Raw genomic sequence first — 16,772 nt, 5'->3', positions numbered from 1 at the left:
TTAAAGGGCTATACTATTTCTTTTTACCACATTAACCATGCCAATTATGATAGCTACAGGACAAAAAGCCCCTGAAATTTCGCTTTTCTCTAATGAGAAAAAAGAAGTTCGCATAGCGGATTTTCAGGGTAAAAAGCATGTACTGCTCCTTTTTTTTCCACAGGCTTTTACCGGAGTCTGCACCAACGAACTGAATTTGGTGAACAACGAGTTAGAAGAATATGATGAGAAAGACGTTCAGGTTATTGGGATTTCAACAGATTCTCCGTTTACGCTCGCCGAATATGCCAAAGTGAATGCACTAAAATTCCCTCTACTTAGTGATCATGATGCCGTTATTGGTGATGCCTTTGGGATTAAATATCCGACAGGAGGTTTTGCACTCGGGATGAGCCGGGTGTCCAAACGTTCCGCTTTTATTTTGGACAAAGAGGGAGTTGTTCAGTATGCCGAAGTCCTTGAAAATGCAGGGCATCTCCCTAATTTTGAAGCCATTAAGGCTTGTATAAATAGTCTCTAAATGCCATTTCAATGCAAATTCAGGTATTGTTTTTTAGTGTTCTAAAGGATCAGATTGGTCACAACCAGCTAAACATCATGTTGGCAGAAGGCGCATCTGGAGCTGATTTATTGGATATGCTGGAAACTGAATTTCCGCCAATTAGGTCATTTCGCCCATTTATTCGGCTTGGCGTCAACCAATCCTTTTGTTCAGAGGAAGAGATTTTAAAAGCTGGCGACCAAGTCGCCTTGATTACACCTGTTAGCGGAGGGTAAATGGACTTTGGAACCCCCTTTTCTGATACATGGATTGGACTTTCGGCATCAGCAATCCCAACCGAACGGGCGTTATCCTTTCTAATGCACCCAGATGCGGGGGGCACAACACTCTTCTTGGGTACAACCCGCAGAATGACTGAGGAACGAGAAACACAACACCTAACGTATGAAGCCTATTTGCCTATGGCACTTTCCGAGATAAATGGTTTGGCCACAGAAGCCAGAAAACAATGGCCGATTTTGCATATGGTCTTGCTTCACCGCATTGGGCTTGTCCCAATTTCCGAAATTAGCGTCCTGATTGGGGTCTCTACACCCCATCGGGACGCAGCCTTTTCGGCCAACCGCTGGTTGATTGACAACCTAAAAGCAAAGGTCCCCATTTGGAAGCAGGAAACGTATTCAGATGGATCCGTGGAATGGGTAAGGCCGAAAGGCTGATATTTAATACGAACCCACCATTTATTTTGAGGTCAATAACCAAACGGATTCCGTTTATTCGTTGAAGTGCCCCTGCCATTAAAGGTACAATACCATGCTGGATAGATGGATATAGGTGATGCAGATAGAATGAGCCGAAAATTTATCTCTTGAAAAACGGTGATCAAAATAAAATAAGGAAGTAAAACAGTGTAAACTTCCTTATTTCTGTAGATTTTTTATACTAAAGAAAAGTTTATTGGTTATTTTTTCTCCCAAATGTTGTTGGCACGGTTTATATCCATTGAAGTTTGTTGGGGATCAATTTCAACTTTTTGGACCACACCTTTGGCAACCTCCAACTTGGAAGTACGGCTTCCTTTAAGCCAATCCGTTACAGGGAGAGTCAGCGTTTCTTTTTGTCCATTTGCATACGTTACTTCTACCAGGGCCATCATGGGGAAATTGCCTTTGTCTTCAATAACAATGGTAGTTTTTTTACCTTTCGGGGTTACACTTTGCACCCCCTGGTCCACCGTCCAGGTCGTGAACCATCCTGAAGTCCAGAACCAATCCATATCTTTACCCAAGACATCTTCGAATGTATTAAAGAAGTCTTGGTCGTATGGATACTTAAAGGCCCATCTATTGGCATATTCCCGAAGTGCGCCAACAACCTTTTCGTGACCGACCACGCCTCCCAGTGCGCGCAGTAAGGTGGCAGGCTTATCGTATGCAGCAATTCCACGTGCTGGTGAGGTTATAGGGTAGTTATCGGTGTGGCGTCCGATTTCAATTTCATTTCCTGTTCCGGCAATTCGGAAGTAGCTGTTTACTTTGGGATCCCAAGCGTTTTCTTTTGGGAAAAATGCATTATAGCCATCATTTTCATTATAGGTCGTGATCCCTTCTTCGGCCCAACAGAAGGACTTTTCATCCACCCCTACAATCATCGGGAACCACATATGAGCAATTTCGTGATACGTGACCCCAAAAAGTGCTTGTGGGGTTCGTGAGCCACCAATATGCGTTAACATCGGAAACTCCATACCACCGCCAATAAAACCTTCGATGGTACTCATGTGGGGCCAGGGGTAGGGGATATACCGTTGGGAAAGATGCTCGATACTAAAGCGGGCATATTTTGCGGATTGCTTCCAGACCGTTTTTTCGGGACGATAAAACGCGTGGATCATCGAATAGTCTGTTTTGCCGTCCTTATTTAGGTCGCCCACCGCTGCTCTTGTGGCGTCCCAGATATATTTATCCGAAGTAGCCCAAGTAAAGTCTCGTACTTTTTCTGCTTTAAAGTGCCACGTCAATTTATCAGAAGCGGAGAGGGTTGCTTTGCCAGCATCACGCTCTTCTTTGGTGAGCACATGCACCACCGAGTCTTGACTTGCGGCTTCGCGTAACCGCGCCAATCGGTCGGCATCCAAAACTGCTGCTGGGTTTTGTAAAGCACCTGTTCCGGAAACCAAATAGCCTTTCGGCACGGTGATTTTTACATCATAGTTGCCAAAGTCATTGTAAAATTCGCCATTTCCGATGTATTGGTCACTGTCCCATCCACGCACATCATCATACACCGCCAATTGGGGGAACCAATACGCCACAATAAATACTTCTTTGTCGTGACCCATCCGAAAAGAACGTTCGGGTAACGTAAAAGACCATTTAATGTGTAAAGTAATGCTGTGCTTGGCCTTTAATGGTTGTGGTAGTGAAACCCGCATTTGGGTTCCGTTTACTTGTGGCGTAACCTTGACCCATTGTTCGGATTCACCAGGCTTGCTCGTCAATACGCTGGTCTCGGTGATATTCATGCCATCGGTGGCAAAAGGAATAGGACGATTTCGGAACGCGGTGGGTTTGTAGAGGTTCTGACGCAAATTTATCATCAGAAAATTAAGGTCGTTTGGACTGTTATTGAGGTATTGAATGGTGGCAGAACTGGTAATGAGTTTAGAAGCAGGGTCTAGTTCGGTCTCCATGGTGTAGTTTGCACTATTGGCCCAGTAATTCGGACCTGGCATACCCGTCTTGGTACGGGTTCCTTTTGTGATTGCCGCTTCAAATTGAGGGGAGGCGAATACGGGATATGGAATTGGCCTTGTAGGTTGCTGTGCCCACGCAATCATGGGGACAAGAAAGAGAAAAAAAATAGAGTTTTTACGCATGTCCTCTAGGGTTTAAAGGTAAAACAATGTCCTTATGGACGCCATGTTAAAAAGTAAAGTTACGAACCCAACTCATGAAGAAAAAGGAAAGCCGTAAATTATTATAGCCCCATCTTGCTTTCGTATTTGCAAATATCCTATCTTGCAGTTCGTTTTGAAAAGCGTGCCAGACAATAATTTGCCCAAATGGCGGAATTGGTAGACGCGCTACATTCAGGGTGTAGTGGGCGTATGCCCGTGGAGGTTCGAGTCCTCTTTTGGGCACGTTGATAAAACAAATAAAGCCGCATTTATCCAAAAAATGCGGCTTTTGCTATTAGTTAGTTATTGGGTCATTCATCCCCATTTACGTCGAACATATTCCGTTTTTCCTCTTTCTGGCGGAAACCAAAGTTGTATCGAATATTCAGCCCAATACGGCGGGTGTCGCCTGACCGGAATCCGCTTGCTTGGACTGTACCTTGACTAAGGTTGAAATGGTTCTTTTGGGTGTTGAGTATATCATTGATTCGGAGGGCCACATTTAGTTTGTCTTTCAAAAATTTACGGGTGATTCCTACGCTTAATGCCCCGAAGTTTTCCAATTCATAAAACTGTTGTTGACCGTTCACTTGCATAAAACCATTTAGGGTTAGGTTGGTATTTTTATCCACTTTGAACATGTGGAAGGTGAAAAAAGACCAAGACCCACGGTCGAATGTCAGTGGTTTGTTCTCATAAAGCCCATCGTAACGGTTTCGGCCATATTGCGTGCCGACCACAAAGAAATAGCGCCCGCCAGGTGGGATGGCGGCTGTAAGACGGAAATAATCTTCGGCACGTTTTCCTAGGTTATCGTAGGTCCGAACGGCTACACTGGGGTTCTTAGGATCTTGATACACCACATTTGTGAAAATGTCTTTGGTATCATTACGACCAATGGCAAAAATGGGCATGTCTCCTACACTGATATTCAGTTCGTAATTGGTTGTGAATTGAGGACGCAGGTTAGGATTTCCTACTTCGTAGGCATATTGGTCTAAATAGCGGGGGGATGGATTCAGAAAACCGTATCCGGGACGTGAAATGGAACGCCGGTAAATGGCAAAGCCTTTAAGCTCGAAGTTTGAAATAGAAACCAAGGTACGGCTCAGATAAGCGTATGGGAAAAGATCGGTACGGTTTACTTGGAAAGTCGTGTCATTGGGGATGGTTTGGTTTCCACGAATATCCGCATTTTCGAGCCGGAGGCCAGATTTGAGTACAAATGAACCAATGGTTTTAGAGGCTTGAAGGTATGCTGCATGGGTGTTTTCTGTGTAGGAAAACGAACGGGTGCGGAAGGCGTCTGGTGTTCTTGTTGCCCCTTGAATCCGAACGTAATCGGCTTCGTTTTGGATGTTTTGCCAGTTAGACTTGATACCAGCTTCTAAGGTTATTTTCTCCGGGAGTTTATATTTTAGGTCACTTTGGGCGGTGAATGCGAAGCGTTGATTTTCCGAAGCCCCTTCTCCACCAGTATTAAAGACCGTTGGTAATATAAAGGCATTATTATATACCTGTTCACCATTTGATTTTGCATAGGTTGCTTCAAATTCGGTGGTCCATTCGGAGCCTTCTTTGTCCAATTTGTACTTGGTGGAAACTTCTTGATTTACAGACCAACTGAGGCCATTGTTGTTGGTCAGGTTTTCTGATTGGGAGTAAGGGGTAGTGGAACTGGAACCTACGCGGCGGATGCTGTTTTGGTTGAGCACATCCGAAGTATTGCGGTTGGTACTAATACGGCTATCGAGATTGAGTTCCCAATTTTTCTTTGGTTCAAAGCCAAACCCGAAACGGGTGAAAATGTTTTGGTTCGGCGAGGTTGTTGTGGCAAACTGGCTCAAAAGCGAGTCTGCCGAGAACAGTCGCGAGGTTTCCACCTGGTCGAACCCAGTACGCCCTCCTAAACTAAGGCCAAAGTATGAGGTGCGTCCACCATCTTGATTGTTCAGGTTAATACCCAAGCGCCCATCAGCATGTCGTCCTTGGCTATATCCCGAATATAGACTTCCTGTTCTTCCAATTTTGAATCCACGCTTAAGTACAACGTTTACCAATCCACCACTGCTGCTGGCATCAAACTTGGCAGAAGGCGTACGTAGTATTTCGATCCGCTCGATGCTGTTTGGGGGAAGGTTTTTGAGTAGGACGGCGGTGTCTTCACGGCTCATTTTTTGTTCCCTGCCATTCAAATACACCGAGGCAGGCGTGGTACTATTTAGGTAGATGTTTCCGTCTTGGTCTATAAACAAGCCAGGTATTTTCTCCAAAACTTCCATCGCGTTTGAGCTGATATCGGCAACGGGGCTGGGATCCACCACACTCATATCGTCCACTTGGGTAATTAGGGGTTTTTTTGCTGTAACAATTACTTCGCCCAGCGAGGCCGTATCTTCTGTCAAAACAAAAATGCGTTCGATGTCCTCTTTCTTAAAACTGATTGACTCATCAATGGGTTTATATCCGATAAAAGTGGCTTGTAAGCGATAGGTGGCTGCAGGCTCTACTTTGATCCGAATGCTGCCTTCTTGGTTGGTTGTGCCAGTTTGTTGGGAAGAAGGTTTCTTTTCATTAATTAATCTGACACTCACCCCAATAATACCTATATTCTGTGTATCGGTAAATTTTAGGTTCACAAAAGATTGTGCTTTAGTCAGTAAAGGAGAAAAGATTAAGAAAAAAATGCCGTAAAACAGGCGTATCTTGTTTGGATGGTGCATGGAATATGGTTGATGAATTTTAGAGAATCAAGATGAAAACGCCCGAATTAGAGAAAGGTTACAACATTCGGTAAGAATGAACCAGCGGTTGCGTGCTTTGTTAAAACTTCTTGGTGTTCAATTTGTAAAAATGCTACTTCTTTATGATCGGCGAAATTATTGCTTCCGAGTCGAAGTCTTTTAAAGCACAAGTCGCTCTTGGATCCGACGTGCCTACATTTGGTGAATGGGTGTGTGTACAACACCCTGATGGGAGTACCACGGTTGGGATTGTGTTTTCGGTACAACGGGAAAGTGTTGAACCAGGGCGTCAGGTAGAAGCCTTAGGACGTACCAAAGAGGAATTGGAAAGGGAAATGCCTCATGTATTTGAGTTGATTCGGACAGTTTTTTCTTGTTTGGTGGTGGGTTATCAAACGAAAGAAGGGGTTTTTCGCCAAACCATTCCACCACACCCTCCGGAACTTCATGCGTTTGTGGACTTGGTTGAACAGACTTTGATAGAAACAATTCAGCCGCCCTATGATTTTTTTAGGCTGTTGACGGGAGGAACCGAAAGTGGTTTGCCTACCGATGATCTTTTTGTCACAATCTTGCAAAAACTGTCTTTAACAAAGATTTTGCAACGCCAACGGATCGAGGTATTGATAGAGGCAGGACGTACCATTAGCCGACTTTTGGGAGACGATCATGAACGGCTAAATGCTATTCTTCGCCGCATATCCCAATAAAGTAACACTGTTAATGCGGAAAAGCGCTTGCATAAGGGTTTCCAAATTGTTATTATTCGCCGTCTTTTACCCCTTAGCGACAAACCCAAGTTCCTCAACATGCGCTTTTTATCCTGTAATTTTCGTGCTTTCGATTCTGTTGGATCAATTTATGGCATACAGGATAACTATTTTTAGCTCACATAATTGGCTGTGTACCTTTGGGTGCACGGCTTTTTTGATGTTTTCAGAGGAGTATGAAAAGGATTTTGTTGAGGAAAGACCCCATAAAGCTTAATCCAAACCCATTTCATCAAAGTAGAATACCCTTAGGTATACTAAGCCTGAAGTCGGAAGCGCTTCTAATGGGTTAAAAAGTTGTTTATTGAATCAAATGAAACCACATAGGCTGTTTCGGCTTTTACGACTGCGGCAGTCTTCACTACTTTTCCTGCCACCCACAATCAATCCCAAAACTTATGGTATAAAGAAAATGTTGTGTGCCGAATCGGGGCTTCTCCTGTTGATTTCGGCTTCCGTCCAGAAATGATTTCTGAACATGCATTAAAACCCTTCCATTATTAACATTAAAAAATATGCTAAACCAAAACAACCAACACAGCACGATGGCTACGGGTACGGTATCCGTCGTTAAGCGCGTATTGGCTTTTGGATGCCTGCTCATGATGCTGGGTATTCAATGGTCATTCGCGCAGAGCTTTCAGGTACGCGGTAAGGTAACGGTGGCAGATGGCGCACCCCTGCCTGGCGCAACCATCCTTGAGGCCGGAAAACCGACCAATGGTGCACAAAGCGATATTGATGGGAACTATTCCGTCTCCCTTTCAAATCGTAATGCCTCAATAACGGTCTCTTTTGTGGGATATGTAGCCCAAACAATTGCCGTGAATGGGCGCAGCACGGTCAATGTCGTACTTCAAGAAGATACCTCATTGGGCAGTGAAGTGATTGTCACCGCGCTTGGTATCGAAAAACAACAAAAATCTGTTGGCTATTCGGTAACAGAAATTCGTGGTGAAGACCTTGTGGCTGTCCGTGAAAACAACATCGTAAATGCCCTTGCGGGGAAGGTGGCTGGTGTGAATGTATCCAAACCCGCTTCTGGTGTAAACGGCTCCAGCCGTATCATCATTCGTGGTAACAACACCTTTGGCAATAACCAACCTCTTTACGTGGTGGATGGTGTTCCGATTGATAACAGCAATCAAGGCCAAGCAGGTGAATGGGGTGGTCGTGATGGTGGAGACGGTGTTTCCAGTTTAAACCCAGATGATATTGAAACCTTCACGATCCTAAAGTCCGATGCGGCCACAGCACTTTATGGCTCTCGTGCGTTGAACGGGGTTGTTCTTGTTACAACAAAAAAAGGGGTTAAACGGAATGGAATTGGGGTTGAATTTAACACTAACCTCACCACCGAGTCTATCGCTGTTTTGTCTGACTGGCAATACGAATATGGACAAGGAAAACTCGGAACCAAACCCACAACGGTTCCAGATGCATTGGCCACAGGCTTATTATCTTGGGGCGCCAAATTGGATGGTTCCAGTGTGATTCAGTTTGATGGCGTCAGCCGTCCATATTCTGCCGTAAAGGATAATATGCAGCAGTTTTACCAACCAGGTTTAACGGCCAACAATACCATTGCATTTTCTGGCGGGACCGACAAGTCCACTTTCCGTTTCTCTGCCACGAACCTGAATGCAAGAGGAATTATGGTGAATGATGATTTGAATCGGACGAGTTTTAACTTGCGTGGTTCAACCCAGTTGGGTAGCCGTCTGGAAGTGGATGCAAAAGTGAACTATGTGACAGAGGGCACCAACAACCGCTCTAATCAGTCCGACTCTCCGGGGAATGCAAATGCCAGTATTTATCGTCTTCCAACCAACGTTTCAATTTCTTCTTTTAACCCAAGAGGAGAGGTGGAAGGCAATCCATTGGCCGAGCAAGAATTTAATGATAACCCATTTGTGACGAATCCGTATTGGGCGGTTTATCACTACAAAAACTCGGATGCCCGCGAACGGGTTATTGGGTATGTGTCTGCAACCTACAAATTGACGGATTGGCTGACGCTGCTGGGTCGGACGGGGCAAGACTGGTACAATCTCCGAGTCACCTCGTTGGAACCACAAGGAACCGCTTTCAAAAAACAAGGCGGCATGAGCGAAAGCAGCCAAAACGTTAAAGAACGGAACAGTGATTTCTTGCTTTCTGCCAAAAAAGACTTGCAAGGTATTTCAGTTTCTGCGTATGCAGGGGGCAATCAATTGGATCGTACCTATGAAGGCTTGTTCACGGGTGGTGACACTTTTAACATCCCCGGCTTGGTTTCTATTAACAACCTGAAAAACCAAAACCGGAGCATTGGTTATAACCGCAAAAAAGTGAATTCCTTGTATGGTGGATTGGATTTGGGTTTCAAAAACTATCTCTTCCTCAGCCTTACGGGCCGCAACGATTGGTTCTCTACGCTTACCTCGGCAACCTCGCAAGAAAATTCGCAATTTTACCCATCCGTAAGTTTGAGTTGGGTGGTATCGGATATGACGAAACTACCGGAAGCGGTTAACTTCTTGAAGGTTCGTGGATCTTGGGCACAAACCGGTAGCGACAGCCAAATTGCACCTTATGCACTTGGGTTGTCCTATGGACTCGTTGGCCAAGGACACAATGGCTTCCCACTCGGCGCCCTCAACAATGGGGCGGTTCCACCTGCAGGCTTAAAACCCACATTGGGTACTGGAATGGAACTTGGTATAACCACCCGCATTTTGGATAATAAAGTGGGTCTGGACTTTACGTTCTATAACAAGAGTATCACGAATCAGATTCTTTCTGCGACCATTTCCGGAACGACAGGCTTTGGGTCTCGCGTGATTAACTCTGGCGAGATTACCAACAAAGGGTTAGAGGCGTTACTTTCCGTAACCCCAGTCAATAATGGTAAATTGCGTTGGGATTTGGATGTCAACTTTGCCAAGAACAACAACGAAGTAGTTTCCTTACAAGGGGAACAAAAAACGCTCTTCTTAGGCCAAAGCCGTACCCTGAATGCATTTACGTATGCTGAAGTTGGACAACCTATGGGCGTCATTAAAGGGTATAAGTTTGTGCGTAATGCCGATGGTAGCATCCAGCATGGGGCCGACGGCTTCCCTGTTCGCGAATCGGCTTTGAGCGTTTTGGGTAATCCAAATCCAGACTGGACTTCGGGCATTAACAATACCCTTATGTTTGGCAACATAACCCTCAATGCTCTTATTGACATCAGCATGGGCGGCGAAATGTACTCGGCAACCAATGCGTATGCGTATTATTTTGGGCTGCACAAAGACACACTCGAAGGCCGTGATCAAGGCAATAACTTCAAAGCACCAGGTTCGAATGTGGCCATGAATGCCCAAACGTATTACCAAAAGTTCTACAACAACTACACCGAGCAATTTGTATATGACGCCAGTTATGTAAAATTGCGGTCGTTCTCTTTGGGCTACCGGATTCCGGCTTCTATGCTTTCCAAAACCCCGATTCGTGGCGCGGAAGTACAATTGGTGGGCCGTAACCTACTCTTGCTCTACTCCAACGTTCCGAACATTGACCCAGAATCCAGCTATTCTGTTGGTGGTAGTTATGGTCTCGAAATGTATGGTGTACCGCAAACCCGCTCGCTCGGCTTTAACGTAAACCTGCGTTTCTAAGCCCTGAAACAAGGTTTCGGGCAACCCTTGTCCGTCACCCATTTTTTCATTCAGCTTATACCTTTTTGACCATATGAAAACATTCCTCAAAATTAAACAGGTTGTGATGCTGATGTTCTTGGCAGTCGTTTTGTCTTCGTGCGACGACGGCTTTGTGGACGTCAACACAGACCCTAACGCCGCCAACAGCATTGATCCGGCGTTTCAATTTACCTACCTTCAATTGCTCACGGCTGGTGATGAGTACACGCATATCCGTGCCAACATGATTTATACCGAAACCTTTATTCAACGCATGGCTGTGTTGAGTTTCGGTGCGCACGGGGATAAGTACACCCTCAACGATGACTATTCGGGGTCGCTTTTTAACCGGAGCTACAGCGAATTGGCACGGAATATGTCTGATTTGCTGAACACCACGTCTCAAGATGCCAGTTTATCCAACTTCAACAACATGATGCGGATCTGGCGCGTATTTACGTATCAGCGCGTTACCGATACTTACGGAATGATTCCCTATAGCGAAGCCGGTCAGGGGGTTTTGAAAGGGATTTATAATCCCAAATTCGATGCGCAGCAAGATATCTATAACAGCATGATCGCTGATCTGGGCGATGCCGCTTCTAAATTGGATGCTGGCAAGAAAACCCCAGGCGCGGCCGATATTGTGTATGGTGGTGATGTGGCAAAGTGGAAAAAATTTGCCTATTCCTTAATGCTTCGCATGGGGATGCGCTTAACCAAAGTGGATCCTACAAAAGCCGAAGCAACGGTGAAAGCTGCGATTGCAGGTGGAGTATTTACCTCAAATGCCGATATGCCGTTTGTCTTACATACAGATGGTCCCAGTGGGATAAACAACAATGGGGTAGCACATGCACTGGATATTTATCATAGCGATGCACGGATTTCCAAAACGTTCATTGATCTGATGAAGAGCCGTAACGATCCGCGGATGGTCATCTATTTCCAAAATCCAGACGGCTCTGCTGACGTCAGCAAAATGACCGGGATTACACCCGGTACAGATCCGGGTGCATTACCTTCTAATTGGAAAGATGTGTTTGCAATGGCAAATGCCAAGTTGAAAGCAAAGAGTAATAAACAACCGTTGATGACCGCAGCGGAAGTGAATCTACTCCTTGCAGAAGCGGTGCAGCGCGGTTGGGCAACTGGGTCTGCTGCTGATTATTACAATGCTGGGGTAAAAGCTTCTATGCAAATGTGGTCTATGGTGAATAGCGGATTAGGCTCCGTTTCGGATGCAGATGTAACGGCATATCTGGCACAGGCGTCGGTAAAATACGATGCTGCCAAAGCTACAGAACTGATTGCTACCCAGCAGTATATTGCGACGTATCTGAACGGCTACGAGGGTTTTGCGAACTGGCGTAGAACGGGCTTCCCAGCTCTGACCGCTAACAATGCAGTTGGGAACCTGACGGGTGGAACCATTCCGCGCCGTTTGATGTATCCTGCTGGTGAAGCGGCCTCTAATCCATCGGGCTATAATGCAGCAATCGCTGCACAAGGTGCAAATGAGTTCAAAACCCGTGTTTGGTGGGATAAATAAGTCCTTTTCCTGACCTAAAACGGTTTATTGAATGGGGGAGCGATCATCGTCGCTTCCCCATTTTTACATTTTCTATATGTAAAGGAAAAATAAAAAAAAGGGCAAGTCTTTAAACATGCCCGAATTTTTTATGCCAGCCCCAAAAGTTTCCTACTTGTGGGGGTGATTTGCATACTTTACACTTCTAAAAGCAGCTTTCCCTATGATTTTTGTTAGATGATTTTCGTGACATGAGATAGGGCTATTAGTTCTTAATAAACATCTCAAAGACGTTGGAAAAATCTTTGACATTATAGGTTTTATGTGCCTGACGGAGCCAATCGAATGCATATTGATTAATGGCTTTGAACTCGGCCTCAATACTGTTCGGTGCGGTTGCACGGCCTACAGCACTTGTCGCATGGTTTAGGCTCGATTGGGCATATGTCAGCATAACATTGTTTTCCTTTTGTATCGTTCCGATCCGCACAAGGGTCTTATAAAGGTCTTTTACTTCCTCTAGATGCTTTTTGTGAACATCAATGGAGTAATGTTTATCGCCCATGCTGAACTTGATTTCTACGTCCATATCAATGGTTCCTGCCGTTTCCATAGACACATGATGAATTTGATGGTGAGCATATTCTTTGCGATAAAGATCACGCTTTTTGCTAACCGCTGAAGCGCCATCTACATGGATAAATGCGGTATTGGTAAAACAATATTCGTCCGTTTTAGACTTGATTAAGAAGAAAATGCGTTCTCCTTCTTCGTGCATCACATAGTCGTCGGAGTCCACTTTGTTGAAATCTGCCGGAGAAATGACCGAGCCTATATCGCTCAGTCCTAATGCGTCTGCTGCTAATTTTCCAAACATGCTTTTGATAGATTTGGTGAAAAGGATAGTGTGTAAAACCTGTATGTTCAAGCCTTCGATTTGTTCCACTTTTTGTTGCATTGGGATTGATATTTTACAAGATCGGTGATTAGATGAAAATGTGGCACTCTTATTGGGTCTGTTCACCTGTCAATTCAAACCATTCACCCGAAAGCTGTTTTGAATTGGCGAAGCGTTGGGATATTTTCTTTTGTCCGCCCATCCTTTAATCAAAATCCATGTACTTCAAAATGAATCACGTTGCTCTTCTGTACTTGGTGTTTGCCATGTGTTTTGCTCCAATACTACACGCCCAAACAAACACGCCCAATGCAAACCAACTTTTTCAGGCCCAGAAATGGGCAGAAGCCGCTGAGGCGTATCGAGGACTAAGCCAAGAAAAGCCAGAAAACTTTCTGAATTGGTACCGGCTGGGGTATGCGCAACAAATGCTCCAGCAGTTCCCAGAGGCAATAAGGGCATATGAAAAAGGATTATCGCTCAATGCCAATGCCCCGTTATTAAAATTTCAGTTGTCACGGATTTATGCAGCATTGTCTGACCAAACAAAGGCACTTAATTACTTAGAAGCGGCCATTTCTGCTGGATTTTCGCAGGCTGAAAACATTGAGCAGGCGCCAGAATTTGTAGCCATGAAACAGAATCAAGTATTTCAAAACTTGGTACGCTCCGCAAAGAAGCAGCAAACGCCCTGCATGTATCAGCCGGAATACCGAAAATTTGACTTTTGGGTGGGGAAGTGGGACGTAAAAATAAGTGGTCAATTGGTGGGTAAAAATACGATTGAAATTATCTCGAATGGTTGCGCGCTTTTAGAAAACTGGACAGCAACGAGCGGTGGCGCTGGGAAAAGCATCAACTTTTATGACCCCGTGCTTTCAAAATGGAAGCAAACATGGGTTGGAGGGCAAGGCGGGCCAATGGAATTTGTAGAAGTCCGTTCAGATGAGAATGCCATGATTTTCGAGGCAAATATCACAAATCCAACAGACAAAAAAACGAAAATTACGCGTCTCTCCTTTACCAAAGAAGTGAATGGCGATGTGCGTCAACATTTTGAAGACTCGTTTGACGGGGGCAAAACGTGGCAAAGTACGTTTAATGCACTCTACGTTCGGGTATAATCAGCTTGTAGAAAGGATCGGGCTTCCGATCCTTCTTGATCTTGCGCCTGATGAGGGTATGGGACGCACATAGGCCAGATGATTTTCGGCTGAAAGTAACCGAAGGGTATTTGCCCTCGCATTTAGGTTGTTTGAGGTTCTTAATTTACTTCCCACGTTGTACATTAGGGCATACAACAGACCATCAATATGTACATTCAAACGGCTAGGGACACCCAAACTCACATCAGGGTAATATAAACAATGACTTGTTCCCTTCGGGGCTACATAAGTGCATATTGAGGCAACTACTTTTTGCAATCAACTTTACATCCGGATGTAAGGTAACAGGCCATGTAAGCCTCCTTCACGGCCATAACCAGACTCCTTGTAACCTCCAAACGGGCTTGCCGGATCGAAGTGATTATAAGTGTTTCCCCAAACGATTCCAGTGCGGAGCGCGCCAGCCAATTTAAATAACTTACTGCCCTTGTCGCTCCATATCCCTCCTGCAAGGCCATAGGGAGAATTATTTGCTTTTTCAATGGCTTCCGCTGGTGTTCGGAAGGTAATGACCGACAAAACAGGCCCAAAGATTTCTTCTTGTGCTATGCGGTGACTTTGGGCAACTTCTGTAAAAATGGAAGGCTTGTAGAAAAAGCCTTTGGAAGGTAATTCACAGGGTGCGGCCCATAGCTGTGCGCCTTCTTCAATGCCGGACGCAACCAATTCCTTGATTTTGGCCAGTTGCGGTTGTGAATTGATCGCCCCAACGTCGGTGTTTTTGTCTAAAGGATCTCCCAGCCGTAAAGAAGCAATCCGGATTTTGAGTTTTTGGATCACTTCTTCCGCAATACTCTCCTGAACCAATAGTCTGGATCCTGCACAGCAAACATGTCCTTGATTAAAATAGATGCCCTGAATAATGCCGTCCACGGCTTGGTCTATAGGAGCATCTTCGAAAATCATGTTGGCCCCTTTTCCACCTAATTCAAGAGTCAAGCGTTTGTGGGTTCCTGCAACACTTTTCTGAATCAGCTTCCCCACATCCGTAGAGCCAGTAAAAGCAACTTTGTCTATGCCTGGATGCCGAACCAATGCCGCCCCTGTTTTTCCTGCGCCAAAGACCATATTGACCACACCCGGTGGTAGATCTGCTTCTTGAATCACCTCTGCAAGAAGGGCAGCGGTCAGAGGTGTGGTTTCTGCGGGTTTTAGCACCACTGTATTACCTGTCGCGAGTGCGGGGGCAAGTTTCCATGCTGCCATGAGCAAAGGGAAATTCCAAGGAATAATTTGCCCTGCAACGCCCAGTGGTTGAGGTTTTACACCGGGAAAGGCATAATCCAGTTTATCCGCCCATCCAGCATAATATAAAAAGTGTGCAGCGGATAGAGGAATATCCACATCCCGGGTCTCCTTAATTGGTTTCCCATTGTCCATCGTTTCGAGCACAGCAAATTCACGTGCTCGCTCTTGTATCGCCCTCCCAATCTTATAAAGATACTTTGCACGTTCGATGCTAGGCATGGGTTTCCAGTATCGCTCATAAGCATTGCGGGCCGCATCAACTGCTTTGGAAACGGTGCTTTCGTCGGCTTCAGGGAAATGAGACAATATTTCTTCGGTTGCCGGATTGATGGTGGGGAAATACCCTATCCCATCTTCCCAGTTTCCGTTGATAAAATGGCCGTACTGTGGCTTGATTTTTGTGACTACAGTAGATTCAGGTGCAGGTGCATAGCGCCAGAAGTCACCAAATAGGAGTTCACTAATAGCCGATTTTTCGGCAAGGGCAACGTTTCCGTTTTTCATAACATCAAAAAATTGGGTTAGACCTGAATGTACTTCAAGCAACCCCTCTTTTCCAAAAAATGCTATGGCCATGAATATTACGACAGCTCAAAAATACCATAAAATGCTAAAATCCTTGAGGTTAGTTTTTGCTATATCCATTATTGTTTTACCAATAAAGGTGAAAGCCCAGTTTTTTGAAGGCGTTATTACCTACCATGTCCAGTACCAGAGCCGAATTCCGGGTATGAGTGACCAACTGCTGACAAAAATGATGGGAAGCGTTCAGACCTTCCACATCAAAGCAAACCGATATCTTACCCTCATGAATGGGGAAATGATGGTCATGCAACTATATGAACCGAAGGAAAATAAACTGTACTTCCAAACAACTGAATCCGATACACTCCTTTGGATGGATGGCGCCAAAAATGGAAGCCCAATATTGAAAACCGAACGAGATAAAAATGGCGGAAAAATTTTGGGCTATGATTGCGAAAAAATAATTTTTTCTACCAAAACTGGGAAGGAAACCTATTGGTTTGCATCTGCCCTTAAAGCCGACGTAGTGGGTATGTCGCGACACGCCTATAATAATTTGGCTGCATTTCTGAAGGAAAGCGGCGCCTTGCCGCTCAAGATGATCGTCGAACAAGCAGATTTGGTACTAACCATGGAAGCGAAGGCCGTTCAAATGCAAAAATTGGGAGACACTTTTTTTGACCTACCCCCAAAAATAGTGGCAATTCCGGCGCCTTTTTAGCCATAATGGAAGTTTGAGAGATCATTTCGGCGCTAAAAATTGTATTTCTTGTCAGTAAAATCCCTACATGTATTGTAGGGTGATTCTTTACGGGTTTCGTCAA

At 45.0% G+C, this 16,772-nt stretch carries 12 protein-coding genes and 1 tRNA gene; 9 read left to right on the top strand and 4 right to left on the bottom strand.

The window, feature by feature from the left end:
- The first annotated feature begins 46 nt into the window (after nt 1-46).
- Genes JNN12_14045 through JNN12_14035 form a run of 3 tightly spaced genes read left to right on the top strand, consistent with a single transcriptional unit; the run spans nt 47 to nt 1,221 of the window.
- Nucleotides 47-520, top strand: a complete 474-nt coding sequence (locus JNN12_14045; protein ID MBL7979456.1) for a redoxin domain-containing protein — start codon at nt 47-49, stop codon at nt 518-520.
- 11 nt (nt 521-531) lie between these two features.
- Nucleotides 532-777, top strand: coding sequence for a MoaD/ThiS family protein (locus JNN12_14040; protein MBL7979455.1), 246 nt, complete (start codon nt 532-534; stop codon nt 775-777).
- On the top strand, nt 778-1,221 hold the full coding sequence (locus JNN12_14035) for a molybdenum cofactor biosynthesis protein MoaE (GenBank protein MBL7979454.1): 444 nt from the start codon (nt 778-780) through the stop codon (nt 1,219-1,221).
- Between the two features lie 242 nt (nt 1,222-1,463).
- Here JNN12_14035 and JNN12_14030 read toward each other — a convergent pair whose 3' ends face one another.
- Nucleotides 1,464-3,380, bottom strand: a complete 1,917-nt coding sequence (locus JNN12_14030; protein ID MBL7979453.1) for a M1 family metallopeptidase — start codon at nt 3,378-3,380, stop codon at nt 1,464-1,466.
- 180 nt (nt 3,381-3,560) lie between these two features.
- Here JNN12_14030 and JNN12_14025 point away from each other — a divergent pair.
- A tRNA-Leu gene (locus tag JNN12_14025) sits at nt 3,561-3,644 on the top strand.
- Between the two features lie 68 nt (nt 3,645-3,712).
- Here the strand turns inward: JNN12_14025 and JNN12_14020 are convergent.
- Complete coding sequence (locus JNN12_14020; protein MBL7979452.1) at nt 3,713-6,040, bottom strand: TonB-dependent receptor; 2,328 nt, start codon at nt 6,038-6,040, stop codon at nt 3,713-3,715.
- A 227-nt stretch (nt 6,041-6,267) separates the two neighbouring features.
- On the opposite strand from JNN12_14020, the gene JNN12_14015 reads away from it, so the two are divergent.
- The 3 genes from JNN12_14015 to JNN12_14005 all read left to right on the top strand — a co-directional run bounded on the left by JNN12_14015 (nt 6,268) and on the right by JNN12_14005 (nt 12,132).
- Entirely contained in the window at nt 6,268-6,855 is a 588-nt protein-coding gene (locus JNN12_14015) for a hypothetical protein (GenBank protein ID MBL7979451.1), read from the top strand.
- A 575-nt stretch (nt 6,856-7,430) separates the two neighbouring features.
- On the top strand, nt 7,431-10,559 hold the full coding sequence (locus JNN12_14010) for a SusC/RagA family TonB-linked outer membrane protein (GenBank protein ID MBL7979450.1): 3,129 nt from the start codon (nt 7,431-7,433) through the stop codon (nt 10,557-10,559).
- A gap of 73 nt (nt 10,560-10,632) precedes the next feature.
- Nucleotides 10,633-12,132 carry a SusD/RagB family nutrient-binding outer membrane lipoprotein gene (locus tag JNN12_14005; GenBank protein MBL7979449.1) on the top strand — a complete coding sequence of 500 codons (1,500 nt, stop codon included), beginning with the start codon at nt 10,633-10,635 and terminating at the stop codon, nt 12,130-12,132.
- Nucleotides 12,133-12,376: 244 nt separating this feature from the next.
- Here JNN12_14005 and JNN12_14000 read toward each other — a convergent pair whose 3' ends face one another.
- Nucleotides 12,377-12,988: a PH domain-containing protein gene (locus tag JNN12_14000; protein MBL7979448.1), complete on the bottom strand. Its 612-nt coding sequence runs from the start codon at nt 12,986-12,988 to the stop codon at nt 12,377-12,379.
- Between the two features lie 251 nt (nt 12,989-13,239).
- On the opposite strand from JNN12_14000, the gene JNN12_13995 reads away from it, so the two are divergent.
- Nucleotides 13,240-14,133 carry a tetratricopeptide repeat protein gene (locus JNN12_13995; protein MBL7979447.1) on the top strand — a complete coding sequence of 298 codons (894 nt, stop codon included), beginning with the start codon at nt 13,240-13,242 and terminating at the stop codon, nt 14,131-14,133.
- A gap of 306 nt (nt 14,134-14,439) precedes the next feature.
- On the opposite strand, the gene JNN12_13990 is transcribed toward JNN12_13995, so the two are convergent.
- Nucleotides 14,440-15,927: an aldehyde dehydrogenase family protein gene (locus JNN12_13990; GenBank protein ID MBL7979446.1), complete on the bottom strand. Its 1,488-nt coding sequence runs from the start codon at nt 15,925-15,927 to the stop codon at nt 14,440-14,442.
- A gap of 70 nt (nt 15,928-15,997) precedes the next feature.
- Here JNN12_13990 and JNN12_13985 point away from each other — a divergent pair, with 70 nt between their 5' ends.
- Nucleotides 15,998-16,669 (top strand): DUF4412 domain-containing protein, encoded by a 672-nt coding sequence (locus JNN12_13985; protein ID MBL7979445.1) that lies wholly within the window; start codon nt 15,998-16,000, stop codon nt 16,667-16,669.
- Nucleotides 16,670-16,772: the final 103 nt, after the last annotated feature.

Source organism: Bacteroidetes Order II. bacterium (assembly GCA_016788705.1).
Lineage (GTDB): Bacteria > Bacteroidota > Rhodothermia > Rhodothermales > UBA2364 > UBA2364.
The sequence above is the reverse complement of the archived record's forward strand: the minus strand, read 5'-3'. Positions and strand labels throughout refer to the sequence as shown.

What these genes read in the sequence shown, in the direction of transcription:
- JNN12_14040 (MBL7979455.1), top strand. Translation starts at nt 532, where the DNA reads ATGCAAATTCAGGTATTGTTTTTTAGTGTTCTAAAGGATCAGATTGGT.
- JNN12_14005 (MBL7979449.1), top strand. Translation starts at nt 10,633, where the DNA reads ATGAAAACATTCCTCAAAATTAAACAGGTTGTGATGCTGATGTTCTTG.
- JNN12_14035 (MBL7979454.1), top strand. Translation starts at nt 778, where the DNA reads ATGGACTTTGGAACCCCCTTTTCTGATACATGGATTGGACTTTCGGCA.
- JNN12_13985 (MBL7979445.1), top strand. Translation starts at nt 15,998, where the DNA reads ATGAATATTACGACAGCTCAAAAATACCATAAAATGCTAAAATCCTTG.
- JNN12_14045 (MBL7979456.1), top strand. Translation starts at nt 47, where the DNA reads ATGATAGCTACAGGACAAAAAGCCCCTGAAATTTCGCTTTTCTCTAAT.
- JNN12_13990 (MBL7979446.1), bottom strand. Translation starts at nt 15,927, where the DNA reads ATGAAAAACGGAAACGTTGCCCTTGCCGAAAAATCGGCTATTAGTGAA.
- JNN12_14010 (MBL7979450.1), top strand. Translation starts at nt 7,431, where the DNA reads ATGCTAAACCAAAACAACCAACACAGCACGATGGCTACGGGTACGGTA.
- JNN12_14000 (MBL7979448.1), bottom strand. Translation starts at nt 12,988, where the DNA reads ATGTTTGGAAAATTAGCAGCAGACGCATTAGGACTGAGCGATATAGGC.
- JNN12_13995 (MBL7979447.1), top strand. Translation starts at nt 13,240, where the DNA reads ATGAATCACGTTGCTCTTCTGTACTTGGTGTTTGCCATGTGTTTTGCT.
- JNN12_14030 (MBL7979453.1), bottom strand. Translation starts at nt 3,380, where the DNA reads ATGCGTAAAAACTCTATTTTTTTTCTCTTTCTTGTCCCCATGATTGCG.
- JNN12_14015 (MBL7979451.1), top strand. Translation starts at nt 6,268, where the DNA reads ATGATCGGCGAAATTATTGCTTCCGAGTCGAAGTCTTTTAAAGCACAA.